This is a genomic window from Pseudomonas sp. FH1, assembly GCF_000510895.2.
Classification (GTDB): domain Bacteria; phylum Pseudomonadota; class Gammaproteobacteria; order Pseudomonadales; family Pseudomonadaceae; genus Aquipseudomonas; species Aquipseudomonas azotoformans_A.
Window position 1 is genome coordinate 96,292 of sequence record NZ_AOHM01000020.1, and the last position, 25,813, is coordinate 122,104.

Here is a 25,813-nt window from a genome sequence, read left to right on the forward strand (position 1 = left end):
GCGCGAACAGTAGCTCCGCGCACCTTCGCCACGCCCGGAAGGAGAAACCCATGGGACAGCGTACGCCTCTGTATGACCTGCATCTCGCCCTCGGCGCGAAAATGGTCGATTTTGGCGGTTGGGATATGCCTCTGCACTACGGCTCGCAGGTTGAAGAACACCACCAGGTGCGACGCGACTGCGGGGTGTTCGATGTATCCCATATGACCGTGATCGATGTCACCGGCCCCCAGGCCAAGGAATGGCTCCAGTACCTGCTGGCCAATGATGTCGAACGCCTGCACGGCTGCGGCCGTGCGTTGTACAGCGCCATGCTCAACGAAAAGGGCGGCGTGGTGGACGACATGATCGTCTACCGCACCGAGTCCGCTTATCGGCTGGTGGTGAATGCCGCCACCCGTGACCAGGACATGGCCTGGATGCACGCGCAACTGGGCAATTACCAGGTGCAGCTGCATGAACGCCCTGAGCTGGCCATGCTCGCTATCCAAGGCCCCCACGCCCGGCAGAAGATTGCCGAGCTGGTGACCCAGTCGCGCGGCGCGCTGATTCACCAGCTCAAACCCTTCGAAGGCCAGGCCGACGGCGATTGGTTTATCGCCCGCACGGGTTATACCGGCGAAGATGGTCTGGAGATTGTCCTGCCGGCCGATCAGGCGCCGGGCTTTTTCAACGACCTGGTAGGTGCCGGTATTTCCCCCATCGGCCTTGGCGCCCGGGATACCCTGCGCCTGGAGGCGGGCATGAACCTCTACGGTCAGGACATCCATCAGGACGTTTCGCCGTTGGCGTCGAACATGGCCTGGAGCATTGCCTGGGAGCCGGCCGAGCGCAACTTCATCGGCCGCGCCGCGCTGGAAGCGGAAAAAGCCGCGGGTGTGCAGTTCAAACTGGTCGGGCTGGTACTGGAAGAACGTGGAGTTTTACGTGCTCACCAGGTGGTTCGTATCGCCAATATTGGCGAAGGGGAGATCACCAGTGGTAGTTTCTCTCCTACGCTGAGCAAATCCATTGCCCTGGCGCGAGTACCGACGGCAACGGCTGATCGGGCCGAAGTGGAAATCCGCGGCAAGTGGTACCCGGTTCGAGTGGTCAAACCGACCTTCGTGCGCCATGGCAAAACCTTGATCTAACCTATTTCCGGCAGGCCAATGGCCGCTGACATTACTTCTTGAGGACACAGATTATGAGCGATATCCCTGCCGACCTGCGTTTTGCCGAAAGCCACGAATGGGCACGCCTGGAAGCTGACGGCACCGTGACCGTCGGTATTTCCGACCATGCTCAGGAAGCGTTGGGTGATGTGGTGTTTGTCGAGTTGGCCGAAGTGGGCGCGCAGTTTGACGCTGCCGGCCAAGCGGGTGTGGTTGAGTCGGTGAAGGCCGCCTCGGACATCTACGCTCCGGTTGCAGGCGAAGTGATTGCCGTCAATGAAGAGCTGAGCGGTAGCCCTGAGCTGCTGAACTCCGACCCGTACGGCGCGTGGATCTTCAAGCTCAAGCCGAGCAATCCGGCTGATCTGGAAAAACTGCTGGATGCTGCTGGCTACAAAGCCGCCATCGGCGAGTGATTCTGTTGCGGGAGCCGGTTATCCGGCTCCCGCAATGTGCTTTCAGCGCTGTAGAACCGCTTTCACTGCCGCTACCGACCGCTCCACATCCGCCTCCGTCATCGCCGTGAACATCGGCAACGACACGATCAAACGACCGACCTTTTCTGCCACCGGGAACATGCCTTCCTTGAAGCCCTGTGCCCGATAAAGACTCAGCAGGTGGATCGGCGGGTAGTGATAGCCAATGCCGACGCCGTGGGCCTGCATCTGCTCCATGAAGGTGGCGCGGGCTGGCAGGCCGTCCTGACGCTCTGGCAGCACCAGTTGGAACAGGTGCCAGTTGCTGTTTTCGAAGTCGGCCGGTGGCAGTTGTGCGCCGTACAACGCTTCAAAATCACTGCCAAAGCACTTGAGGTAGTGCCGCGCCAGGTTCTGGCGATGCGCGGTGATCTTCTCGATATGGGCAAACTGCCCCAGGCCAATGGCGGCGGCGATGTCGGTCATATTGAACTTGCCGCCCAGCACATCTACATCCAAGCCATCGAAGCCGGTACGGGTGACGCCTTGCAGGCGATACTTCTCGGCCAGACGCGCTTCTTCGGCGTTGTTCAACACCAGGCAACCGCCCTCTGAAGAGGTGATGTTCTTGTTGGCCTGGAAACTGAACGACACGAAATCACCGGTGGCGCCGATGCGCTCGCCATCCCAGCTTGAACCCAATGCCTGGGCAGCGTCCTCGACGATACGCAGGTTGTACTTGTTTGCCAGTGCGTACAGCATCGGCATGTCCAGGGGCAGACCGGCCAGGTAAACCGGGATGATCGCCTTGGTGCGCGGGGTAATCGCCGCCTCCACCTGGGCCAGGTCGATGTTGCGGGTGACCGGGTCGATATCGGCAAACACCGGCGTGGCGCCGACTTCCAGGATCACGTTGGCCGTGGCCACCCAGGAGATCGGTGTGGTGATGACTTCATCACCCGGCCCGATGCCGGCAATGCGCAAGGCAATCTCCATGGTGCAGGTGCCCGAGTTGAAGGTGCGCACCGGCCGGCCGCCAAAGTATTCCGACAACTGAGCTTCGAATGCCTGCACTTTCGGCCCGCTGGTGATCCAGCCTGAGCGCAGTACATCGCCGACCGCCGAGATGGTGGCTTCATCGATGGTGGGTTTGGAGAACGGCAGGAAGGGCTGTTGGCTCATGACGACGAAGGCATCCGTTTCAGATTGGCGATGAGTAAGCGAGGTATCAGCACCGGCATGGTTGCACGGCTTGACTGAATATAGCCTGTCGCCCGTGAATGAATTGTCATGCTGACGGTAAAAACGTGGACAAAAAAATGCCGCTTAAAAGCGGCACTTTTCAAAGTGATGGGATCACTCGGTAACGGCGTTTTTCGCGAGGATGGCGTTTGCCAGCTCCATATCCGTGGCTTGCAGGCCAGGGTTATCGGCGCGGACTTTCTGCATCGCCGCTTCCAGGTACGGGCCACGGATGCCGCCATCGCTGGCAACAAAGCTGCCTGCGTCGTCTTGTGCGGCGACCACCAGCTTGTGGTCTTTGAACGTCAGGTACGTCGAGCCGGTAGTGGCGCCAGACGAGATGACGTTGCGCCAGAAACTGTCGGCCATGGCTGAACCGACAGGGAGGGAAAGCACAGCAAGGGTTGCGACAGCATATTTAAGACGCATGATGGGTGACTCCGGGTGGGTTATCTGTACTTTATGATTGTAGTTAGTCCAACCGAGTTCCATCACTGACTAAACAGTTTCAACCCTTAACACCACACCTTCCTGGCCAACTACCCGGACTTGAGCGCCTACGGGGCTGTCCGGGCCAGTGACCATCCACACGCCGTCACCCACCTTTACCTTGCCCCGGCCGTCCACAATCGCCTGATGCACCACGAAGGTGCGGCCGATCAGCTCCGAGCCGCGCTCGTTCAGCCCCGGCTGGTCGCTGACCTTGGCACTGCTGCGCTGGCGCTTCCACCAATACACGGCTGTGACGATCGACAGCACGGCAAACAGTAGCAGTTGCCACTCTAGCCCCAAGGGTGGCACCAAAAACTTGATCACCCCCACGGCCGCCGCCGCGATGCCCATCCACAGCAGGTAACCACCGGCGCCGAATACCTCAAGGATCAACAACACCGTACCCAGCGCCAGCCAATCCCAAAACGACAGATGCTGCAGGAAATCCCACATGGCGCTGGCCTCAGCCTTTCTTGTTGTCGAACGTTGCCTTGACGATCTCGCCGATACCACCAACCGCACCGATCACCTGGCTGGCTTCCAGCGGCATCAGGATGACCTTGCTGTTGTTGGCCGATGCCAGCTTGCCCAGCGCATCGATGTATTTCTGCGCGACGAAGTAATTGACCGCCTGCACGTTGCCCGACGCAATCGCTTCCGACACCACCTGGGTCGCGCGGGCTTCTGCTTCGGCCTGACGCTCACGGGCTTCGGACTCAAGGAATGCCGCCTGCCGGCTACCTTCGGCCTCCAGGATTTGCGCCTGCTTCTTGCCTTCGGCGGTCAGGATCGCGGAGGCGCGCAAGCCTTCAGCTTCAAGGATTTGCGCACGCTTGATCCGTTCGGCTTTCATCTGGCCCGACATGGCGGCCATCAGGTCGGCAGGTGGGCTGATGTCCTTGATCTCGATACGGGTGATCTTGATGCCCCATGGCGCGGTGGCTTCGTCCACGGTTTTCAGCAGTTTCTCGTTGATGCCGTCACGCTGGCTGAGCATGGCATCCAGCTCCATGGAACCGAGCACGGTACGGATGTTGGTTTGCAGCAGGTTGCGGATGGCGTGTTCGAGGTTGTTTACCTCGTACGCGGCCTGGGCGGTGTTGACCACCTGGAAGAAGCACACGGCGTCGATCTGCACGGTGGCGTTGTCGGCGGTGATGACTTCCTGGGGCGGGATATCCAGCACGCTTTCCATCACGTTGATCTTGCGACCGATGCGGTCCATGACCGGGATGATGATGTTCAGGCCAGGCTTGAGGGTGTTGGTGTAGCGGCCGAAACGCTCGACTGTCCACTGGTAACCCTGGGGGACGACCTTGAAGCCCATGAACAGGATGGCGATGGCCAAGCCCACGAAAAGAAGCAATACGGTTCCGATCTGCATAGCGATTCCCTATCTGAATGTGTCAGTGAAACGACGTTGGGCCGATTGTAACGGTGTTGTCACCGATAAGAACGGTTTCACTGCTGATCAAACAAAGGATTTGTTACCGAATCCCCAGGCGTTACTCGTAATACTTCCGCCATCGTGGTCTGCCCCGCCTCGACCTTTTGCAGGCCGGCCATGCGCAGGCTGCACATGCCTTGGGCAATCGCCGCCTGGCGCAGCGCCTGCACATCGGCGCCGGGCGTGATCAGCGTCTTGAGCGCTTCGTTGAGCACCATGATTTCGTACACACCGGCTCGGCCCCGATAACCGCTGTGTCGACATTCCACGCATCCGACCGCCTCATTGACCCCACCCAGCGTCCGCTTGCAGTGAGGACACAAAACCCGCACCAACCGCTGTGCCATCACCCCCAACAGTGTGGCCTTGATCAAATAGTGAGCAATGCCCAGTTCCTGCAAGCGGCTGATGGCGCTGGGCGCGTCGTTGGTATGCAAGGTCGACAGCACCAGATGCCCGGTCAGTGCGGCCTGGATCGCCATTTCGGCGGTCTCTTGGTCGCGGATCTCGCCAATCATGATGATGTCCGGATCCTGGCGCAGCAGGGCGCGGATGCCGCTGGCGAAGGTCAGGTCGATGTTGTGCTGCACCTGCATCTGGTTGAACGCCGGTTCGACCATCTCGACGGGATCCTCCACGGTGCACAGGTTGACCTCCCGGGTCGCCAGTTGCCTGAGCGTGGTGTAGAGCGTGCTGGTCTTGCCTGAACCGGTCGGGCCGGTCACCAGGATGATGCCGTGGGTCTGGCGCGTCATGGATTGCCAGCGTTGCTGGTCATCCGCCGATAAACCCAGCTGGTCAAAGCCCTTGAGCAGCACCTGCGGGTCGAAAATCCGCATCACCAGCTTCTCGCCAAACGCCGTGGGCAAGGTGGAAAGGCGCAGTTCAACTTCCGCGCCCGCCGGGCTTTTGGTCTTGACCCGGCCGTCCTGGGGCCTGCGTTTTTCTGCCACGTTCATGCGACCCAGGCTTTTCAGGCGGCTGACCACCGCCATCGTTACCTGGGCCGGGAACTGATAGACGTCGTGCAGCAGCCCGTCGATGCGAAAGCGCACACGCCCCTGTTCACGGCAGGGCTCGATATGGATATCGCTGGCGCGCTGGGCGAACGCGTATTGCAGTAGCCAATCGACGATATTGACGATGTGCGCGTCGTTGGCATCCGGCTCCTGGTCGCTGGCGCCCAGGTTGAGCAGGTCGACATTGCCAGGCGCCGCGACCTTCTGATCGGCGCCGCTGACGGACTTCGCCAGCCGGTAGAACTCACCGATGCAGCGCGTAATATCCTGGGGATTGGCGACCACGCGCGTGATCGAACGCTTGAGCACCTGCGAGAGCCCGGCTTCCCAGCTGCTGACATGGGGCTGGGCGCTGGCGACCGTGACGGTTTGCGCATCCACCGCCACCGCGAGGATGGCGTGACGCTGGGCGAATGCGTGGGACATCAGCGGCACCACCGTCGCCACGTCGATCTTTAACGGGTCGATGCGCAGATAGGGTTGCCCGGCCTGTTGGGCGAGCCATTCGGTCAGGGTTTCCAGGCACGGGCCTTGGGCTGCGATGCTCTCCAAGGGGTGCTGAGTGTTGCTGGCCGGCAATGCCGACAAGCGTTGGGCGAGTTCAGGCGTGATCAGCCGCCCTTCGACCAAAGCCGGCAACAGCTGATGCAGTTCCAATCGTTGATCAACCGGCATGAAGGTTTTCCTGGGGGCAGTGGGTGTAAATCCCAGGCTAGCCAGCCGATGAGTATCTGCCTCCCAGCGTGTATTGCAGGCTTTTACTGGGCGACCGCCACCACCGCTTGAGGCCCCACGGAATCAGCAGACCACATATCCAGCGTGCACACGCTGATCAGGTTTCGAATCTTTTCACCGACCACTTGGGCGCGGTGCCAGCTCAGGCCATCCATCACGATGTCGATGTTCAGCACGTCATCTTTCCGATTCACCGTGACCTGTCGCGGCGTGAGGAATTGCAGCGCGAAATAGTTGAGGACCCGGCATAACAGATCAGGCTCCGCCTCGGCGACGATCCGGTAGTGCGCCTGGCAATGAACGCTGGTGACGGCCCACGCATCGACGCGGGTAACAGTGTGAGTGGTTTCGACGGCGTGCATGGGAAAGCTCCAGATTCGACTGAAGGAATTTTTACATTCGCCAACAGAGATTTCTTATCTAAGATGAGCCTGTTTCGGATTTAATCGAATTGATCAATTCAAAATAAGCGTTATTAAAGGAATTTGTATGCACAGCGAGTTGGACGTCTACGACCGCCGTATCCTGGCCCTGCTGCAAGAGGACGCCTCGCTGTCCAGCGCGCAGATCGCCGAGCAGGTCGGTTTATCCCAGTCACCGTGCTGGCGGCGTATTCAACGTCTCAAGGAAGAGGGGGTGATTCGCGGTCAGGTGACGTTGCTGGACCGCAAGAAGATCGGCCTCAACACGCAGATTTTCGCCGAGGTCAAACTCAACGCCCACGGCCGCTCCAACTTCACCGAGTTCACTGACGCGATTCGCGGGTTTCCGGAAGTGCTGGAGTGTTATGTGTTGATGGGGGCGGTGGATTTTCTGCTGCGCATCGTCACCTCGGACATCGAGGCGTATGAGCGGTTTTTCTTCGAGAAGTTGTCGATGGTGCCGGGGATTCAGGAGGTCAATTCGATTGTGGCGTTGTCGGAGATCAAGTCCACCACCAGCCTGCCAGTATTGCGCTGACAGGCTGGAGACAGCGATTTTACAGACGCAGCAGCGTCTTCCACGCACGGTTCTGATACACCGCAATCGCTTGATGCATCCGCGCATCCAGCGACTCATCGGTGATCGGCTGGTTGGCCAGTTGCGCCAACTTGTTCAGCTCGCCGTACAGACGGTCCAGCTCCGGGATGTCGACCACCTGACGTGCATGGTGCAACCAGGCTTGGATGCGTTCGATGCGCGGCAGCTGCTCGGCCAGGTCTTCCGGCTGTTGCTGGTAACGCGGCAGTTGCAGGGCGACGGCGTCGTCGGCCAGCAGGCGTGGCAGCCAGTTGGTGATTTGCGCAGCGCCTTGGCGGTTGCCACGTACGTTGCGGTCGGCGGTCCAGGTACGGGCCATCAGCCAGCGCGAAGCGTTCAGTGAGAACAGGCCCCAGCGCACGTCTTCCAGTTCTTCGGCGAATTGTTCCGGTGCGGCTTTGCGAATGTCTTCGTCGTCGTCACCGGCTTGTACCAGTGGGCGCCAGTCTTCCAACAGGGCATCCAGTGCGCTGCGCAGTTCGCTGGTGGATTGGCGTGGCGCGGCTTGGCCGAGGCTGCCGATCAGGGCGCGCAGTTCGCCAAGGTTGTCGACCCAGTCTTGCAACAGGCGCCAGTGGCCATTGAAACGGTATTGCTCAGCCAGGCGCTGGCTGCTGCCCAGCAGGTGCCACATGATGGCGGCGAAGGCGTCGTCCAGCGGCATTTCAGCGTGGATCTGCGGCGCCGGCAGGCTCAGGGAATAGCTGCTGGCGTCGTACAGGCGGTAGCCGCGCTCGGCCTTGCTGATATCGCACGGCATCAGGGCCAGGGTGGCGGCCAGTTCGGCGGCCAACTCCAGCAGTGCAGCCGGTTCGCCTTCGCGCAGTTCCAGTTCCAGCTCGCAGATTTCTTCTTTTTGCTTGCCGACCACCACGTGGCCCAGGTCCAGGGCGGCTTCGATGACCACCTTGGCCTTGCCACGGCCCCAGGCGATTTCGGCGCGTTCACGCACGAAGTCGGTGGTGAAGATCGGCTTGAGGGTCTTTTTGTCCAGCTCGGCCAGTTGCTCGGGCCAGCATTCGCCGTCGAGTTTCTTCACGTCGAGCTTGGCTTTAGGCAGTTCCCAGTTGTACTCGTTGCGTTCCGACAAGCCGGCGACGCTTTGGCCACGGGTCTTGAGGGTCTGGATGATGTCGTCACCGTCCTTGCGCAGGCGCAGGGCGACTTTGGCCTGGGCCAGGTCGCGCTCGGGGGTGTCGAAATACTGGTTCATCAACTCACGGCGTTCCCAGCCACTTTTGTTGCGTTTTTTCAGCAGCGGGTGCTCACGCAGCGCGGCGAGGGTCTCGCGGCTGACGCGAAGCTTGATTTCAGTTTCTTTTTGCATGGCCGGTACATCCAGGATCGGGAGCGCAGCCGGGGAAAAGAGTGGCTGCCAAGGTCGTGCAGTGTACAGGACTGAGCCCGGCAACGTGCCGCAACGGTTTATTGTGTCGTGCAGATGGCTCTATAGTGGGGCTCATCCGGGAAGTCGAGAGGCCGCGCATGCCATTACCGTCCATGAAAGAGCAGTTCGCCGCGCTGATTGCCGCGCCGTCGGTCAGTTGCACCCAAGCCTCTCTCGACCAGACCAACCGCCCGGTGATCGACTTGCTCGCCAGTTGGCTGGGCGACCTGGGTTTTGCCATCGACATCCAACAAGTCAGCCCCGGCAAGTTCAACCTCCTGGCCAGTTACGGCAGTGGCCCCGGCGGGCTGGTGCTGGCAGGCCATAGCGATACCGTTCCCTATGACGCCGCGTTGTGGAAGACCGATCCGCTCAAGCTGACGGAAGTCGACGGTCGTTGGGTAGGACTGGGCAGTTGCGACATGAAGGGCTTTTTCGCCCTGGCCATCGAGGCGGTGCTGCCGTTGCTGGACCAGCCGTTCAAGCAGCCGCTGTTGATCCTCGCCACCTGCGATGAAGAAAGCTCCATGTCCGGCGCCCGCGCATTGGCCGAGGCGGGGCGCCCGCTGGGCCGCGCAGCGGTGATTGGCGAGCCGACCGGGCTCAAGCCGATCCGCCTGCACAAAGGCGTAATGATGGAGCGCATCGACATCCTCGGCCAAAGCGGCCATTCGTCGGATCCCAGCCTGGGCCACAGCGCCCTCGAGGCCATGCACGACGCCATTGGCGAACTGCGCGGCCTGCGGCTGGCCTGGCAGCGCGAGTACCGCAACCCGCAATTCAGTGTGCCGCAGCCGACCCTGAACTTCGGCTGCATCCACGGTGGCGACAACCCCAACCGCATCTGCGGCCAGTGTTCCCTGGAGTTCGACCTGCGGCCGCTGCCGGGCATGGACCCGCAAGTACTGCGCGACGCTATCCGGCAGAAGCTCGTGCCCTTGGCCGAGCGCCATCAGGTCAAGATCGATTACGCGCCGCTGTTCCCCGAGGTGCCACCTTTCGAGCAGCCCGAAGATGCCGAACTGGTGCGGGTGGCGGAACGATTGACCGGCCATCGTGCCGAAGCAGTAGCGTTCGGCACCGAAGCGCCTTATCTTCAGCGCCTTGGGTGTGAAACCCTGGTGCTCGGCCCTGGCGATATCGCCTGCGCCCACCAACCGGGCGAGTACCTCGAAATGTCACGCTTGACGCCTACAGTGCGTCTATTGCGGGAACTGATCGAACATTACTGCCTGAAACCTGCATAAATTAACCCCAACCTGTTCGTACATAGAAAGGAGAGTGAGCGTGTCGCCAAGCCTGTTCCGACGATAACCATCAGCCCGCTGTGCGCTTTCACGATTCATCCTTTTTCGGCTGCTTTTTATTACAGGCCCAGGTTTTATGCCCGACTATGTTAATTGGCTTCGTCACGCGTCCCCTTACATCAACGCCCACCGCGACTGCACCTTTGTGGTCATGCTGCCTGGCGACGGTGTAGAGCATCCCAACTTCGGCAATATCGTCCACGACTTGGTGCTGCTGCACAGCCTGGGCGTGCGCTTGGTGCTGGTCCACGGTTCGCGGCCACAGATTGAAGTGCGCCTTGAAGCACGTGGCCTGATCCCGACTTATCACGAAGGCATGCGCATCACTGATGCGGCGACGCTGGAGTGTGTGATCGACGCGGTCGGCCACCTGCGCATCGCCATTGAAGCGCGCCTGTCGATGGACATGGCCTCGTCGCCGATGCAGGGCTCGCGCCTGCGGGTAACCAGCGGTAATTTCGTGACCGCACGCCCCATCGGCGTATTGGACGGCGTGGACTACCATCACACCGGCGAAGTGCGCCGCGTCGATCGCAAGGGCATCAACCGTCTGTTGGACGAACGCTCTATCGTGCTGCTGTCGCCGTTGGGCTACTCGCCGACCGGTGAAATCTTCAACCTGGCCTGCGAAGACGTCGCTACCCGCGCGGCCATCGACCTGGGTGCCGACAAGCTGTTGCTGTTTGGCGCAGACATGGGCCTGATCGATGAGAACGGTCGCCTGGTCCGCGAGCTGCGCCCACAACAAGTGCCGGCTCACTTGCAACGCCTGGGCAGCAGCAACTATCAGGCTGAACTGCTCGATGCGGCCGCCGAAGCGTGCCGGGGTGGGGTAGGGCGCAGTCATATTGTCAGCTACGCCGAAGACGGTGCCCTGCTCACCGAACTGTTCACCCGCGACGGCGGCGGTACGCTGGTGGCCCAGGAACAATTCGAGCAGGTGCGCGAAGCCGCGATTGAAGACGTGGGTGGGTTGCTCGACCTGATCAGCCCGTTGGAAGAGCAGGGCATCCTGGTGCGCCGTTCGCGGGAAGTGCTGGAGCGTGAGATCGAGCAGTTCAGCGTGGTGGAGCGCGAAGGCATGATCATCGCTTGTGCGGCGCTGTACCAGATCGCGGATTCGGACGCCGGTGAGCTGGCGTGCCTGGCGGTGAACCCGGAATACCGTCATGGCGCACGTGGCGATGTGCTGTTGGAGCGCATCCAGGCCCGTGCCCGTGCGCAGGGGTTGAAGACCTTGTTTGTGCTCACCACCCGCACCGCCCACTGGTTCCGTGAGCGGGGGTTTGTGCCGAGCAGCGTGGATCGTCTGCCGTCGGCGCGGGCGTCGCTGTACAACTATCAGCGTAATTCGAAGATTTTTGAGAAGGCCCTGTAACACTCCATTCTGTAGGCGCCATCCTGGCGCCTACAGATGTCAGGGTTTGATGAATTTATCGGTCACAAAGGCCGAATAGTCAGGCAACACCGCTTCAACCTTCCCCTGTTCCTTCAAGAACTTCGCCGTCTCCCCAATCGCCTTTGCCGTACCGCCTTTAAGCAGCGCGTCAGTTTGCTGTGCCTGGGCATCGGGGAAGGTGGTGCCGGCCAACAGCTCCGGAATGTCGGCAGCATTCGAGCCTGTCAGTTTCGCGATTTTTTGCACCGGCTCGGAATCCACCGTCCAACCGTCTTTATGGGCCGCATACCCGGCAAACGAATCCAGGGTGACCTTGGCAAACTTGGCCACTACGTCAGGATGTTTTTCCGCGAAATCTTTACGCGCTACCCACACCTCAAACGTTGGCGCACCCCACTGACCCACCTGGGCCGCGTCTGTCAGGGTCTTGCCGGTCTTGCGGATTTCTCCCAAAGCTGGCGACCACACGAAGGCACCGTCGATATCGCCGCGTTTCCACGCGGCGGCAATTTCGGCTGGCTGCAGGTTCACCACCTTGACCTGCTTGGTGTCCAGTCCCCAGTGCTTCAGCGCGCCGAGCAGGCTGTAATGAGAGGTTGAGACGAATGGCGTGGCGATGGTTTTGCCGATCAAATCCTGGGGTGCGTCAATGTGGCTGCCGTTACGCACCACCAATGCTTCAGAAGTATTGATCTGGGCCGATACGATGAACGCGACGATGGGTAGATTCCGTGAAGCCGCCGCCGCAAGGGGGCTGGAACCGAGGTTGCCGATCTGTACATCGCCGGAGGCAATGGCGGTGACGACTTCCGGCCCACTGTTGAACCGGCGCCAGGCGATTTTTTCCCCGATGGCCTTCTCATAGAGGCCGTCGGCCTGTGGGACTTTGCTGGGGTCAATGCCGGTTTGGTAGCCGATGGTTAAATCGGCGGCTTTGACACCAAAAGAAAGTATTAGTGACACAAAAACTGTAACAAATTGACGGGAGGATGTGCGTTTGGCCATGATGGCGTCGCCTTTTTGATCGTGGGTGACGTATGCAACAGTACGGCCACACTAATCGATCTAAAAAAGCGCTAACAAATACCCTTTAGGAATTAGCTTATGGAGCGGTTCGTCTACCCTGACGGGTCCGCATCATCAAAAGCCTTATTCCCAAATCGTATGAAAAAGAATGAAACAATTCTTTTTGGGTGTATGAAAAACTCATTACCCTGCAGGGACCAAATCAACTGCGATTAGACGAAGGTAGTAGACACACAAGGTTACGATTGACTTGGTAGTCACTATCTGGCGCTAATCGCGCATCTGTGGATCGAGGGCGTCAGACCCGAGACCAAAGAAATACAAAAATTAGAAATGAGAAGAGCGGTACATGAAGAAGTCCACCTTGGCACTGGCTGTAGCCCTGGGCGCAATCGCTCAGCAAGCAGGCGCTGCCGGTTTCATCGATGACAGCAAAGTAACACTGGGTCTGCGTAACTTTTACATCAACACGGACAACCGTGACTCGGCTGCTGGCACTGCTGCTAACAAGCGCGCCGGTGTTCAGAGCAAGCAGGAAGAGTGGGGCCAAGGCTTCGACCTGCGCTTCATCTCCGGTTACACCCAAGGCACCGTAGGTTTCGGCCTTGACGCAATCGGTCTGCTGGGCGTTCGCCTGGATTCCGGCGGCGGCACCAACGGCGCCACTGCGTCCTCCTACGGCGGCACTGTGTTCCCGAGCAAGTCCAATGGCGAAGCCGTTGATAACTACTCGAGCCTGGGCCTGACTGCCAAAGCCAAGATCTCCCAGACCGAGCTGAAGCTGGGTACCCTGCAGCCTAAACTGCCGGTTATCGTGACCAACGACGGTCGTCTGCTGCCGCAGACCTTCCAAGGCGGCCAGATCACTACCAACGATCTCAACAAAGACCTGACGCTGGTTGCGGGTCAGATCGAAAAAGCCAAAGGTCGTAACTCCAGCAACGTCGACAACCTGTCGATCTCGGGTGCCAACTCCCGTGGCGCCAACTGGCGTGACAGCAACAAGTTCTACTATGCCGGTGGTGACTACAAGATCACCAAGGACCTGACTGCACAGTACTACTACGGCAACCTGGAAGATTTCTACAAGCAACACTTCCTGGGCCTGACTCACAACTGGGCAATCGGCCCGGGCGTGCTGAAGTCTGACCTGCGTTACTTCAACAGCTCCGACGACGGTAAGAACGGTCACGAATCCGCCTACTTCTCGTCGGGCAACTACAGCGGTGTGAACTCCGGTCGCGGCAAGGTTGATAACAACCTGTACAGCGGTCTGTTTCTGTACACCGTTGCCGGTCACACCTTCGGTGGTGGTTACCAAGTCAGCAACGGTAGCAGCGACTTCCCTTGGTTGAACCAAGGCGACGGTTCGTCCGCTTACCTGACCACTGACATGCAGATCGCCAAGTTCGCCCGTGCTGGCGAACGTACCTGGCAAGCTCGCTACTCCTACGACTTCGCCAAGGTTGGCGTGCCTGGCCTGACCGCTGGTGTTGTGTACCTCAAAGGTACTGACATTGACACCGTCAACAGCACCCGCGCTGAGTTCACCGGCCAGTCCGAGTGGGAGCGTGACATCACTGTTGCCTACGTCGTACCAGAAGGCCTGTTCAAAAACGTTGGCGTGGCCTGGAAAAACGCTATGTGGCGCAACGATGTTGCCGCCGCGCGCGATCAGGACGAAAACCGCGTCATCGTAAGCTACACCTACGCGTTCAAGTAACTGCGTAAAACCTTGCCCGGTGCAACACCGAGCAAGGTGTTTTACTTCCAAGTCGGGCTAAACCCCCGCAAGCCCTTCCTGAACCCCTCTTTGTACAGCGTCTCAAGGCCTTCTCGAACCTTGGAAACGATGGTGCTCCTCGCCTTCGGATACGTCCAATGAACAGATTTTTAATATTCCTTTATCGTCTAGATAAATCGATATTTATTCTTTTTAAATAATCCACAATCCATGCACAGTGGGCTCCATAAGCACTCACCAGGAGCCACACCATGAGCCTAAGACTGGGCGATATCGCCCCCGACTTCGAACAGGATTCCAGCGCCGGCAAGATTCGTTTCCACGAATGGCTGGGCGATAGCTGGGGTGTGCTGTTTTCCCACCCGGCGGATTTCACCCCGGTGTGCACCACCGAGCTGGGCTTCACCGCCAAGCTCAAGGACGAATTCGCCAAGCGTGGCGTCAAGGCCATCGCCCTCTCGGTCGACCCGGTGGATTCGCACCACAAGTGGATCGAAGACATCAACGAAACCCAGAACACCCTCGTCAACTTCCCGATCCTGGCCGACGCCGACCGTAAAGTGTCCGACCTGTACGACCTGATCCATCCCAACGCCAGTGACACGCTCACGGTGCGCTCCTTGTTCGTGATCGACCCGAACAAGAAGATCCGCCTGACCATCACCTACCCGGCCAGCACCGGGCGCAACTTCCACGAAATCCTGCGGGTCATCGACTCGTTGCAGCTGACCGACAACCACAAGGTCGCCACACCCGCCAACTGGCAGGACGGTGATGAAGTGGTGATCGTGCCGTCGCTCAAGGATGAGGAAGAGATCAAGAAACGCTTTCCGAAGGGGTATCGCGCGGTGAAGCCGTACCTGCGCCTCACGCCACAACCGAATCGCTGATCACATAGCAGGGGTTTTGAGGCCGTTTCGACGGCCTTTTTTTTCGCCTGAGATTTCATATCTCGTATATGCATTTAAAGAATAAACACATGAAAAAATAAGATTTAAAGATATATGAATCTGCTGATAAGGTCTGTTCTATCTTGGCGCCATCGCCACACAGCGAACCGCCGACACCTGCTCAAGGAATTCCTGCATGTTGGTCGTAACACTTGGAGGCAGTCCCAGCCAGCGTTCCCGCTCCGGGGTGTTGCTGGATAAAACCCGTCAGTGGTTGCAAGACAAAGGCGTAGAAGTGGTGAGTTACCAGATACGGGACTTCCCGGCTGAAGACCTGCTGCATGCGCGCTTCGACAGCCCCAAGGTCATCGACCTGTTGCAGCAAGTGGCTAACGCTGACGGCCTGGTGATCGCCACGCCGGTGTACAAGGCTTCGTTTTCCGGTGCGCTGAAAACCGTGCTGGACCTGCTGCCCGAGCGCGCCCTGGCCCACAAGATCGTGTTGCCGATGGCTACCGGTGGCAGCATCGCCCACATGCTGGCGGTGGACTATGCCTTGAAGCCGGTGCTGTCGGCGCTGAAGGCCCAGGAATTGCTCCACGGCATCTTTGCCGAAGACAGCCAGATCGCCTACGGCGAAGGCAGCGCCCAGGCGCAACTGGTGCCGGTACTTGAACACCGTTTGCACGAAGCCCTGGAAACGCTCTACGGCGCCATGGCCCGTCGCCCGAAACCGCTGGACCCCCATGTGTTGAATGAACGTTTGTTGAGTGCTCGCTGGAGCATTTAAGCCACACCGAAATGTAAAAAAACTCACCTTACTCAGCCGCCAACGGCCAAGCAGGTGCAGCCAACCCCCTGAACGCATTATTTGGAGAGAGCGCCATGCGCACTGTCATCTTGCGTCGTGGTCTGGTCGCACTGTTTGCTGCGGCTGTGTCCTTCGGCGCCATTGTTCAAGCCCAAGCCGCCGAGACCCTGCGGATCGGTTATCAGAAGTACGGCACGCTGGTGCTGCTCAAGGCCAAGGGCACCTTGGAAAAACGCCTGGCTGCCCAAGGTGTGAACGTGCAGTGGACCGAGTTCCCTGGCGGCCCGCAATTGCTCGAAGGCCTGAACGTCGGCTCCATCGACTTCGGCGTCACCGGCGAAACCCCGCCCGTCTTCGCCCAGGCCGCCGGTGCCGACTTGCTCTACGTCGCCTACGAGCCACCTGCACCGACCAGCGAAGCGATCCTGGTGCCGAAAGACTCACCGATCAAATCCGTGGCCGAACTCAAGGGCAAGAAAATCGTCCTGAACAAAGGCTCCAACGTGCATTACCTGCTAGTGCGTGCCCTGGAAGACGCCGGCCTGAAATACACCGATGTGCAGACCGTGTTCCTGCCGCCCGCCGACGCGCGTGCGGCCTTCGAGCGCGGCAGCGTGGACGCGTGGGTCATCTGGGACCCGTACCAGGCCGCCGCCGAGAAACAACTGCAAGCGCGCACCCTGCGTGACGGCACCGGTATCGCGGACAACCACCAGTTTTACCTGGCGACCAAGCCTTACGCTGAAAAACACCCTGAAGTGGTCAAGGCGCTGATCGAAGAAGTGCGCGCCGTGGGCGAATGGTCCAAGGCCAACCCGCAGGAAGTGACTGAACAAGTCGCACCTCTGCTCGGTTTGCCAGCCGACATCACCCTGACTTCGGTGAAACGCCAAGGCTACGGCGCGCTGTTCCTGACCCCAGAAGTGGTGGCCGCCCAGCAGAAAATTGCCGACAGCTTCTACCAGCTCAAATTGATCCCCAAGCCCTTGAACATCAAGGACGTGATCTGGACACCCCCCGCCGCCGTGGCCAAAGCGCCGTAATCCGATTTCTTCAGGAGACAACTCCATGAGCCTCAATATTTTCTGGTTCCTGCCTACCCACGGCGACGGCCATTACCTTGGCACCGCCGAAGGCGCTCGCGCCGTCGACCACGGTTACCTGCAGCAAGTGGCCCAGGCCGCTGACCGTCTGGGTTTCGGCGGGGTGCTGATCCCTACCGGCCGCTCCTGCGAAGACTCGTGGTTGGTGGCGGCCTCGCTGATCCCGGTGACCCAGCGTCTGAAATTCCTGGTTGCCCTGCGCCCCGGGATCATTTCCCCGACGGTGGCCGCGCGTCAGGCCGCGACCCTGGACCGACTGTCCGGCGGGCGTGCCTTGTTCAATCTGGTCACTGGGGGTGACCCGGAAGAATTGGCCGGCGACGGCTTGTTCCTCAGCCACGAAGAGCGCTATCAGGCCTCGGTGGAATTCACGCGCATCTGGCGCCGTGTGCTGGAAGGCGAAACCGTGGATTACGACGGTGAGCACATCAGCGTCAAAGGCGCCAAGCTGCTGTATCCGCCGATCCAGCAACCGCGTCCGCCGCTGTACTTCGGTGGTTCTTCCGAGGCGGCCCAGGACCTGGCGGCCGAGCAAGTGGAAATGGTGCTGACCTGGGGTGAGCCGCCTGCCGCCGTTGCGGAAAAGATCGCACAGGTGCGGGCCAAGGCCGAGAACCTCGGCCGTACCCTGCGCTTCGGCATTCGCTTGCATGTGATCGTTCGTGAAACCAACGAAGAGGCATGGAAAGCCGCCGACAAATTGATCTCCCATGTGGACGACGACACCATCGCCCGCGCCCAGGCCTCGTTGTCGCGCTTTGACTCGGTAGGCCAGCAACGCATGGCCGCGTTGCACGGCGGCAGCCGCGACAACCTGGAAGTCAGCCCCAACCTGTGGGCCGGCGTCGGCCTGGTGCGTGGCGGTGCAGGCACCGCGCTGGTGGGTGATGGCCCAACCGTGGCGGCACGCGTGAAGGAATACGCCGCCCTGGGCATCGACACCTTTATTTTCTCCGGTTATCCACACCTGGAAGAGTCGTATCGCGTCGCGGAGCTGCTGTTCCCACACCTGGATATCGAACGTCCCGAGCTGCCGAAAAGCGCCGGTTACGTCAGCCCGTTCGGCGAAATGGTCGCCAACGACATCCTTCCCAAAGCTGCGTCGGCGAGCTGAGGCAGCCCATGAACTATGAAAAATTGAGTCATCGCGTGGCGCCTTGGGTGCTGCCGATTTTGTTACTCGCGGTGTGGCAGCTGTCGGTGTCGGCGGGTTGGTTGTCGACCCGCATTCTGCCGGCACCCAGTGCCGTGATCGCCGCCGGTGTCCACTTGGTTGCCAGCGGCGAAATCTGGACTCACCTGGCCATCAGTGGCTGGCGCGCGGGCCTGGGTTTCGTGATTGGTGGCAGTATCGGCCTGGCCCTGGGCTTTATCACCGGCCTGTCGAAGTGGGGCGAACGCCTGCTGGACAGTTCGGTGCAGATGATCCGCAACGTGCCGCATTTGGCGCTGATTCCGCTGGTGATCCTGTGGTTTGGCATTGATGAGACGGCGAAGATTTTCCTGGTCGCCCTCGGCACGCTGTTCCCGATTTACCTCAACACCTACCACGGCATCCGCAACGTCGACCCGGCGCTGGTGGAAATGTCGCGCAGCTACGGCTTGTCCGGGTTCAGCCTGTTCCGGCAGGTGATCCTGCCGGGCGCGCTGCCATCGATTTTGGTGGGCGTGCGCTTTGCCCTGGGTTTCATGTGGCTGACGCTGATCGTGGCGGAAACCATCTCCGCCAGTTCCGGTATCGGTTACCTGGCGATGAACGCCCGCGAATTCCTGCAAACCGACGTGGTGGTACTGGCCATTGTCATGTACGCGATCCTCGGCAAGCTGGCCGATCTGGCGGCGCGTGGTCTGGAGCGTGTGTGGCTGCGCTGGCATCCGGCGTATCAAGTGAATAAAGGAGGTGCGGCATGACAGCTCAACAACCCCCGCGCCTGCTCAAGGGCATTCCCCTCGCGGTTCGCAAGCTGCGCAAGGCCTTTGGTGCGCGCGAAGTGCTCAAGGACATCGACCTGCATATTCCGGCCGGGCAATTCGTAGCAGTGGTCGGGCGCAGTGGTTGCGGCAAAAGTACTTTGCTGCGCCTGCTGGCCGGCCTGGATAAGGCCAGCGGCGGCGAACTGCTGGCCGGTTCCGCGCCGTTGAGCGAAGCGATTGAAGACACGCGGTTGATGTTCCAGGAGGCGCGCCTGCTGCCCTGGAAAAAGATCATCGACAACGTCGGCCTGGGCCTTAAAGGCAACTGGCGCCCCAAAGCGTTGGAAGCCCTGGAAGCGGTCGGCCTGGCCGAGCGCGCCAATGAATGGCCAGCGGCGCTGTCCGGCGGGCAGAAGCAACGCGTGGCCTTGGCCCGTGCGCTGATCCACCAGCCGCGCTTGCTGCTGCTGGATGAGCCGTTGGGTGCGCTGGATGCCTTGACCCGTATCGAGATGCAGCAACTGATCGAAAACCTCTGGCAAAAGCACGGCTTCACAGTGTTGCTGGTCACCCACGACGTCAGCGAAGCCGTGGCGATTGCCGACCGGGTGATCCTGATCGAAGACGGCGAAATCGGTTTGGACCTGATCGTCGACCTGCCACGCCCACGCGCCCGCGGCTCACATCGCCTGGCCGCACTGGAAGCTGAAGTGCTCAACCGTGTGTTGTCCCTGCCGGGCTCACCGCCGGAACCTGAACCTGTTTCACCGCTGCCTACGCAATTGCGCTGGGCTCAATAACTCACTTGTCCTACGAAGAGAGAACGACATGACTATTAAAGCGATCAACGTGCGTAACCAGTTCAAAGGCACCATCAAGGAAATCGTCGAAGGCGACGTGCTGTCGGAAATCGACGTGCAGACTGCGTCCGGCATCGTGACATCCGTGATCACTACCCGCTCGGTCAAAGAGCTGGAACTGGTGATTGGCAGTGAAGTGATTGCCTTTGTGAAATCCACCGAGGTGTCGATCGCCAAGTTGTGATCTCGCTACCTCCTGTAGGGGCCGGCAAACCGGCACCTACAGTTGTGTGCGTTTGGACAGGTAGGGCGGCAGGTACAGCCCCACATACGCATCAAACACCCGCATCCCTTCCTCCGCCATACGCGGCGTGATCAACCCATGCTGATGCACCGAGCGTGCATACACGCGGTCGCTCAACTCCAGGGCCAACGCAAACACGTCCACATCATTCGGTAGCGTCGGCACTTCAAAGTGACGGTTGAACACCGTGAGCATCAAATCGCCCAATTCCAGATCGTGCTGACGATCCGCCTGGGTCACTTCCGTCAGCCCATGCTGGGCCAGGATCAACTGGCGAGCAGCGGCATCTTGATCGTAGACCGTGAGCATGCGCTGCTCGACGATGCAGGACAGGTCGCGCCAATGCTTGAGTGAGTCATGGTCGATGGGCGCCTGGATAGCGGCCCGAAATGCGCCGTGAACGTCAGCGGTCAAGGCTTCCAACAAAGCCGGCACACTGGCGAAAAAGTGATACACCGACGACGGCGGGATCTGCGCCCGCTCGGCCACGCTATAGATCGACAAACTCGCCACGCCTTCGGCGGCCAGCAAAGTGCGGGCGGCGTCGAGGATCGCGTCGATCCGGGCCTGGCTGCGGGCGCGGGGTTTGCGAGGGGCGGCGGGGCGGGTGGTCATGGAAGTCTCCTACAAGGCAGCGGGCATTGTATTAGAGAACACCATAAAAAATGCCGCAGGCCATTCAGCCTGCGGCATTCTTTTATTGCAGCCGCCGTTTAGACGGTATGCAGGTACCAGTTGTACTCAAGGTCGGAGATGGAGTGTTCGAACTCCTCCAGCTCACTTTCCTTACAGGCGACGAAGATATCGATGTATTTAGGATCGATGTACTTGGCCATCACCTCGCTGTCATCCAACTCACGCAGGGCATCGCGCAGGTTGTTCGGCAGGCTCTGTTCGTTCTGCTCGTAGCTGTTGCCTTCCACGGGTGCGCCAGGCTCGATCTTGTTGGTCAGGCCGTGGTGCACGCCTGCCAGGACCGAAGCCATCAGCAGGTAAGGGTTGGCGTCGGCGCCGGCCACGCGGTGTTCGATACGTACGGCATCGGACGAGCCGGTCGGTACGCGGATCGCCACGGTGCGGTTATCCAGGCCCCAGCACGGCGAGTTCGGCACGTAAAACTGTGCGCCGAAACGACGGTAGGAGTTGACGTTGGGGCACAGGAACGCCATTTGGGCGGGCAGGGTCTCGAGCACACCGCCGATCGCGTGACGCAATGCGGCGTTCTGCTCGGGATCCTCGCTGGCAAAGATGTTCTTGCCGTCCTTGTCCAGAATGGAGATGTGTACGTGCAAACCGTTGCCTGCCTGGCCTGGGTAAGGCTTGGCCATGAAGGTGGTGTCCATCTCATGGTCGTAGGCGATGTTCTTGATCAGGCGCTTGAGCAGTACCGCGTAGTCGCAGGCCTTGATCGGGTCGGCGACGTGGTGCAGGTTCACTTCGAACTGCGCCGGGGCACTTTCCTTGACGATGGCGTCGGCCGGGATGCCTTGCTCTTTGGCACCTTCCAGGATGTCCTGGAGGCAGTCGACGTATTCGTCGAGGTCGTCGATCAGGTAGACCTGTGTCGAGTGCGGGCGTTTGCCGGAGATCGGCGAGCGGGGCGGTTGTGGGCGGCCGTTCACGTTCTCCTGGTCGATCAGGTAGAACTCAAGCTCGAAGGCTGCGCAGATGGTCAGACCGAGGTCGTCAAATTTGCTTACAACTTGGCGGAGCACTTCGCGCGGATCGGCGAAGAAAGGTTCACCTTCAAGTTCGTGCATGGTCATCAGCAGTTGCGCGGTAGGGCGCTTTTGCCACGGCTCATTGCACAGGGTGTCGGGGATCGGATAACAGATTCGGTCAGCATCACCGATGTCCAGGCCCAGACCGGTGCTTTCCACCGTAGAGCCGTTGATATCCAGGGCAAATAAAGAGGCAGGCAGGTTAATGCCCTTCTCGTAAACCTTGTGGAGGCTGGTGCGTTCGATGCGCTTGCCGCGCACCACACCATTCATATCCGCAATTAGAAGGTCTACGTACAGAACCTCAGGATGATCCTTAAGGAACGCGTTCGCTTCGTTAAGCTGAACGGCACGCGGGGGTACCGACATGATGCAACACCTTTGTTGTTAAAAATATCAATCATTGATCTTTTCTGGTTTCAGTCAACCCGAACGGCATGCCGAAGTCAAGCGAGGCCTTTTTTGCCCTAAAAAAGCGCTGCGATGGCTTTTTTGGGGCTTTTTGGGGCGGTTTTTCGGGTTTGAGGGACTTGGGACTAGCAGGCTTGAGCGGCCCGTGTTGTATTTTTTACGGGGGTGTTGTGTAAAAAAATGAACAAGGCTAAGCTCGATTCAAACCCATAACAGCAATAATACCGGGGTGCTTCATGTTTCACCTGCCGCCCAACGGCGTCTTGGCCTGCTTCAGCCAGGCTGTGTCATCCGTACTTTCCTCCCGCGTGAATGCCCGCGCACCGGCCAATATTCTTGACGCACGGGCCGACCTCTTTTTTGCCTCCTCATTTGCCACCGAACGGCCTGCGCCTCGCATGCTGCTCAAGATTGCGCACAACTTTGGCGTGAGGAATGCAACGCTGCAGCAAATGGCAGGTAAGCTCCTACCCTGAACGAAAAAACGACGCGGATGCTGCGTCAACCAACGCCTGGCCTTTAACGGACGCCAGGAAACCCAGCCCAGAGGCATTTATGAGTAACAACCTCGACCAGCTCACCGATTGGTTGAAAGACCACAAGATCACAGAAGTCGAATGCATGATTGGCGACCTCACCGGCATCACCCGGGGCAAGATCTCGCCGACCAACAAGTTCATCGCCGAGAAAGGCATGCGCCTGCCCGAGAGCGTTCTGTTGCAGACCGTGACCGGCGACTATGTCGAAGACGACATCTACTACGAATTGCTCGACCCTGCCGACATCGACATGATCTGCCGCCCCGACCAGAACGCGGTGTACCTGGTGCCCTGGGCCATCGAGCCTACCGCCCAGGTGATCCACGACACCTACGACAAGCAAGGCAACCCGATCGAGCTGTCGCCGCGCAACGTGCTCAAGAAAGTCCTCAAGCTCTATGCCGACCGCGGCTGGCAGCCCATCGTGGCGCCGGAGATGGAGTTCTACCTGACCAAACGCTGCGAAGACCCGGACTTCCCGCTGCAACCGCCGATTGGCCGTTCCGGTCGCCCGGAAACCGGTCGCCAGTCCTTCTCTATAGAAGCCGCCAACGAATTCGACCCATTGTTCGAAGACGTCTACGACTGGTGCGAACTGCAGGAGCTGGACCTCGACACCCTGATCCACGAAGACGGCACCGCGCAGATGGAAATCAACTTCCGTCACGGCGATGCACTGTCCCTGGCCGACCAGATCCTGGTGTTCAAGCGCACCATGCGTGAGGCCGCGCTCAAGCACAACGTGGCCGCCACCTTCATGGCCAAGCCCATGACCGGCGAGCCTGGCAGCGCGATGCACCTGCACCAGAGCATCATCGACATCGCCACCGGCAAGAACGTCTTTTCCAATGAAGACGGGACCATGAGCCAGCTGTTCCTCAACCACATTGGTGGCCTGCAGAAATTCATCCCTGAATTGCTGCCGCTGTTTGCCCCCAACGTGAACTCGTTCCGCCGCTTCCTGCCCGACACCTCGGCGCCGGTCAACGTGGAATGGGGCGAAGAAAACCGCACCGTCGGCCTGCGTGTACCGGATGCCGGCCCGCAGAACCGCCGTGTGGAAAACCGCCTGCCGGGCGCCGACGCCAACCCATACCTGGCGATTGCCGCCAGCTTGTTGTGCGGCTACATCGGCATGGTCGAAGGCCATAACCCGAGCGCGCCAGTGGTGGGTCGTGGTTACGAGCGACGCAACCTGCGCCTGCCGTTGACCATCGAAGACGCCCTGGAACGCATGGAAAACAGCAAGACCATCGAGAAATACCTGGGTCAGAAATTCATCACAGGCTACGTCGCGGTCAAGCGGGCCGAGCATGAAAACTTCAAGCGCGTGATCAGTTCGTGGGAGCGGGAATTCCTGCTCTTCGCCGTCTGATGCGCCGGGCGCGCCCTTTAAACGGCGCGCCCTTCACTGAAAAGTCTAGGAGATTGGTATGTCCAGCAACAACCCGCAAACCCGTGAATGGCAAGCCTTGAGCAGCGATCATCACCTGGCGCCGTTCAGCGACTTCAAGCAATTGAAAGAGAAAGGCCCACGGATCATCACCAAAGCCCACGGCGTCTACCTGTGGGACAGCGAAGGCAACAAGATCCTCGACGGCATGGCCGGCCTGTGGTGCGTGGCGATCGGTTACGGTCGCGATGAACTGGCTGACGCCGCCGCCAAGCAAATGAAAGAACTGCCGTACTACAACCTGTTCTTCCAGACCGCTCACCCGCCGGTGCTGGAACTGGCCAAGGCCATTTCCGACATCGCACCCGCCGGCATGAACCACGTGTTCTTCACCGGTTCCGGCTCCGAAGGCAACGACACCATGTTGCGCATGGTCCGCCACTACTGGGCGATCAAGGGCCAGCCAAACAAAAAAACCATCATCAGCCGCAAGAATGGCTACCACGGTTCCACCGTGGCCGGCGCCAGCCTGGGCGGCATGACGTATATGCATGAGCAGGGCGACTTGCCGATCCCTGGCATCACTCACATCGCCCAGCCTTACTGGTTTGGCGAAGGCGGCGACATGAGCCCCGAAGAATTCGGCGTGTGGGCTGCCAACCAGTTGGAAGAAAAGATTCTGGAACTGGGCGTGGACAACGTCGGTGCCTTCATTGCCGAGCCGATCCAGGGCGCCGGTGGCGTGATCGTACCGCCGGCCACCTACTGGCCGCGCATCAAGGAAATCCTCGCCAAGTACGACATCCTGTTCATCGCCGACGAAGTGATCTGCGGTTTCGGTCGTACCGGTGAGTGGTTCGGTAGCGACTTCTACGACCTCAAGCCGCACATGATGACCATCGCCAAGGGCCTGACCTCGGGCTACATCCCCATGGGCGGCCTGATCGTGCGCGATGAAGTGGTGGACGTGCTTAATGAAGGCGGTGATTTCAACCACGGTTTCACCTATTCCGGTCACCCGGTTGCCGCCGCGGTGGCGCTGGAAAACATCCGCATCATGCGCGATGAAAAAATCGTTAACCGTGTCCACGACGAAACGGCACCGTATTTGCAGAAACGTCTGAGGGAATTGGCGGATCATCCGCTGGTGGGCGAAGTGCGCGGTGTGGGTATGCTCGGTGCCATTGAACTGGTGCAGGACAAAGCCACCCGCAAGCGTTACGAAGGCAAGGGCGTCGGCATGATCTGCCGTACGTTCTGCTTCGAAAATGGCCTGATCATGCGCGCCGTGGGCGACACCATGATCATTTCGCCACCGCTGGTGATCAGCAAGGCAGAAATCGACGAGCTGGTGACCAAGGCTCGCCAGTGCCTGGACCTGACTTTGGCGGCATTGCAGGGCTAAGTGCTAGGCTCAGAACGCAGCGGCTTCGGGCGCTGCGTCTGAGTGGTTATAAAAATGGGGGCATTGGTTGAAAGCCGGCCCTCGAACTTGCCAGACTGTCGCCCTGTTTTGTTGCCCTTTGGCTGGGCCTCGAA

Annotated in this window: 26 protein-coding genes; 16 read left to right on the top strand and 10 right to left on the bottom strand. The window is 59.8% G+C overall.

Features of this window, described 5'->3' with window-relative positions; genetic code table 11:
• Window positions 1-50 precede the first annotated feature (50 nt).
• Complete coding sequence (gcvT, locus tag H096_RS07730; protein ID WP_033897549.1) at window positions 51-1,133, top strand: glycine cleavage system aminomethyltransferase GcvT; 1,083 nt, start codon at window positions 51-53, stop codon at window positions 1,131-1,133.
• 53 nt (window positions 1,134-1,186) lie between these two features.
• Window positions 1,187-1,570, top strand: a complete 384-nt coding sequence (gcvH, locus tag H096_RS07735; RefSeq protein WP_033897550.1) for a glycine cleavage system protein GcvH — start codon at window positions 1,187-1,189, stop codon at window positions 1,568-1,570.
• A gap of 42 nt (window positions 1,571-1,612) precedes the next feature.
• On the opposite strand, the gene H096_RS07740 is transcribed toward gcvH, so the two are convergent.
• The 6 genes from H096_RS07740 to H096_RS07765 all read right to left on the bottom strand — a co-directional run bounded on the left by H096_RS07740 (window position 1,613) and on the right by H096_RS07765 (window position 6,867).
• Window positions 1,613-2,752 (bottom strand): DegT/DnrJ/EryC1/StrS aminotransferase family protein, encoded by a 1,140-nt coding sequence (locus H096_RS07740; protein ID WP_033897551.1) that lies wholly within the window; start codon window positions 2,750-2,752, stop codon window positions 1,613-1,615.
• A 174-nt stretch (window positions 2,753-2,926) separates the two neighbouring features.
• Window positions 2,927-3,241 (bottom strand): DUF2388 domain-containing protein, encoded by a 315-nt coding sequence (locus H096_RS07745; RefSeq protein ID WP_003176799.1) that lies wholly within the window; start codon window positions 3,239-3,241, stop codon window positions 2,927-2,929.
• Window positions 3,242-3,310: 69 nt separating this feature from the next.
• Window positions 3,311-3,757 carry an NfeD family protein gene (locus H096_RS07750; RefSeq protein ID WP_033897552.1) on the bottom strand — a complete coding sequence of 149 codons (447 nt, stop codon included), beginning with the start codon at window positions 3,755-3,757 and terminating at the stop codon, window positions 3,311-3,313.
• A gap of 10 nt (window positions 3,758-3,767) precedes the next feature.
• Complete coding sequence (locus tag H096_RS07755) at window positions 3,768-4,688, bottom strand: SPFH domain-containing protein (protein WP_010207363.1); 921 nt, start codon at window positions 4,686-4,688, stop codon at window positions 3,768-3,770.
• A gap of 77 nt (window positions 4,689-4,765) precedes the next feature.
• A complete protein-coding gene (locus H096_RS07760) occupies window positions 4,766-6,445 on the bottom strand; it encodes a GspE/PulE family protein (protein ID WP_033897553.1) in 1,680 nt (559 codons plus the stop codon).
• Between the two features lie 83 nt (window positions 6,446-6,528).
• Entirely contained in the window at window positions 6,529-6,867 is a 339-nt protein-coding gene (locus tag H096_RS07765; protein ID WP_033897554.1) for a hypothetical protein, read from the bottom strand.
• 127 nt (window positions 6,868-6,994) lie between these two features.
• Between H096_RS07765 and H096_RS07770 the strand changes: the two genes are divergently transcribed.
• Complete coding sequence (locus H096_RS07770; protein WP_033897555.1) at window positions 6,995-7,465, top strand: Lrp/AsnC family transcriptional regulator; 471 nt, start codon at window positions 6,995-6,997, stop codon at window positions 7,463-7,465.
• A 19-nt stretch (window positions 7,466-7,484) separates the two neighbouring features.
• On the opposite strand, the gene H096_RS07775 is transcribed toward H096_RS07770, so the two are convergent.
• Window positions 7,485-8,852 carry a CYTH domain-containing protein gene (locus H096_RS07775; RefSeq protein WP_033897556.1) on the bottom strand — a complete coding sequence of 456 codons (1,368 nt, stop codon included), beginning with the start codon at window positions 8,850-8,852 and terminating at the stop codon, window positions 7,485-7,487.
• Window positions 8,853-9,010: 158 nt separating this feature from the next.
• Between H096_RS07775 and argE the strand changes: the two genes are divergently transcribed.
• Both argE and argA read left to right on the top strand, forming a co-directional pair.
• Window positions 9,011-10,159 (top strand): acetylornithine deacetylase, encoded by a 1,149-nt coding sequence (gene argE / locus H096_RS07780; protein WP_033897557.1) that lies wholly within the window; start codon window positions 9,011-9,013, stop codon window positions 10,157-10,159.
• A gap of 136 nt (window positions 10,160-10,295) precedes the next feature.
• Complete coding sequence (argA, locus tag H096_RS07785; protein ID WP_016978985.1) at window positions 10,296-11,597, top strand: amino-acid N-acetyltransferase; 1,302 nt, start codon at window positions 10,296-10,298, stop codon at window positions 11,595-11,597.
• A 39-nt stretch (window positions 11,598-11,636) separates the two neighbouring features.
• Here the strand turns inward: argA and tauA are convergent, their stop codons facing one another.
• Window positions 11,637-12,623, bottom strand: a complete 987-nt coding sequence (tauA, locus tag H096_RS07790) for a taurine ABC transporter substrate-binding protein (protein WP_033897558.1) — start codon at window positions 12,621-12,623, stop codon at window positions 11,637-11,639.
• 370 nt (window positions 12,624-12,993) lie between these two features.
• Between tauA and H096_RS07795 the strand changes: the two genes are divergently transcribed.
• From H096_RS07795 to H096_RS07830, 8 genes are all read left to right on the top strand, one after another.
• Window positions 12,994-14,367 (top strand): OprD family porin, encoded by a 1,374-nt coding sequence (locus H096_RS07795; RefSeq protein ID WP_033897559.1) that lies wholly within the window; start codon window positions 12,994-12,996, stop codon window positions 14,365-14,367.
• A gap of 272 nt (window positions 14,368-14,639) precedes the next feature.
• Entirely contained in the window at window positions 14,640-15,278 is a 639-nt protein-coding gene (locus H096_RS07800; RefSeq protein WP_033897560.1) for a peroxiredoxin, read from the top strand.
• Between the two features lie 196 nt (window positions 15,279-15,474).
• Entirely contained in the window at window positions 15,475-16,068 is a 594-nt protein-coding gene (ssuE, locus tag H096_RS07805; RefSeq protein ID WP_015886424.1) for an NADPH-dependent FMN reductase, read from the top strand.
• A 95-nt stretch (window positions 16,069-16,163) separates the two neighbouring features.
• Window positions 16,164-17,132 carry a sulfonate ABC transporter substrate-binding protein gene (locus H096_RS07810; RefSeq protein WP_016978990.1) on the top strand — a complete coding sequence of 323 codons (969 nt, stop codon included), beginning with the start codon at window positions 16,164-16,166 and terminating at the stop codon, window positions 17,130-17,132.
• A gap of 25 nt (window positions 17,133-17,157) precedes the next feature.
• Complete coding sequence (gene ssuD, locus H096_RS07815) at window positions 17,158-18,306, top strand: FMNH2-dependent alkanesulfonate monooxygenase (protein WP_033897561.1); 1,149 nt, start codon at window positions 17,158-17,160, stop codon at window positions 18,304-18,306.
• An 8-nt stretch (window positions 18,307-18,314) separates the two neighbouring features.
• The gene (ssuC, locus tag H096_RS07820; protein ID WP_016978992.1) at window positions 18,315-19,103 is read left to right on the top strand and encodes an aliphatic sulfonate ABC transporter permease SsuC; all 789 of its coding nucleotides are present in this window, start codon (window positions 18,315-18,317) and stop codon (window positions 19,101-19,103) included.
• Window positions 19,100-19,906, top strand: coding sequence for an aliphatic sulfonates ABC transporter ATP-binding protein (gene ssuB, locus H096_RS07825; protein ID WP_016978995.1), 807 nt, complete (start codon window positions 19,100-19,102; stop codon window positions 19,904-19,906). Before ssuC ends, ssuB begins: the two co-directional genes overlap by 4 nt.
• A gap of 28 nt (window positions 19,907-19,934) precedes the next feature.
• Window positions 19,935-20,150, top strand: coding sequence for a TOBE domain-containing protein (locus H096_RS07830; RefSeq protein WP_003213899.1), 216 nt, complete (start codon window positions 19,935-19,937; stop codon window positions 20,148-20,150).
• A 36-nt stretch (window positions 20,151-20,186) separates the two neighbouring features.
• Here the strand turns inward: H096_RS07830 and H096_RS07835 are convergent, their stop codons facing one another.
• Together H096_RS07835 and H096_RS07840 are read right to left on the bottom strand one after the other, a co-directional pair.
• A complete protein-coding gene (locus H096_RS07835) occupies window positions 20,187-20,825 on the bottom strand; it encodes a TetR/AcrR family transcriptional regulator (RefSeq protein WP_033897562.1) in 639 nt (212 codons plus the stop codon).
• Between the two features lie 98 nt (window positions 20,826-20,923).
• Entirely contained in the window at window positions 20,924-22,300 is a 1,377-nt protein-coding gene (locus H096_RS07840; RefSeq protein WP_003213894.1) for a glutamine synthetase family protein, read from the bottom strand.
• A gap of 278 nt (window positions 22,301-22,578) precedes the next feature.
• Here H096_RS07840 and H096_RS07845 point away from each other — a divergent pair, with 278 nt between their 5' ends.
• From H096_RS07845 to H096_RS07855, 3 genes are all read left to right on the top strand, one after another.
• Window positions 22,579-22,818 carry a hypothetical protein gene (locus tag H096_RS07845; protein WP_033897563.1) on the top strand — a complete coding sequence of 80 codons (240 nt, stop codon included), beginning with the start codon at window positions 22,579-22,581 and terminating at the stop codon, window positions 22,816-22,818.
• 79 nt (window positions 22,819-22,897) lie between these two features.
• Window positions 22,898-24,256, top strand: coding sequence for a glutamine synthetase family protein (locus H096_RS07850; protein ID WP_028618371.1), 1,359 nt, complete (start codon window positions 22,898-22,900; stop codon window positions 24,254-24,256).
• A 58-nt stretch (window positions 24,257-24,314) separates the two neighbouring features.
• Complete coding sequence (locus H096_RS07855) at window positions 24,315-25,679, top strand: aspartate aminotransferase family protein (protein WP_016978998.1); 1,365 nt, start codon at window positions 24,315-24,317, stop codon at window positions 25,677-25,679.
• Window positions 25,680-25,813 lie beyond the last annotated feature (134 nt).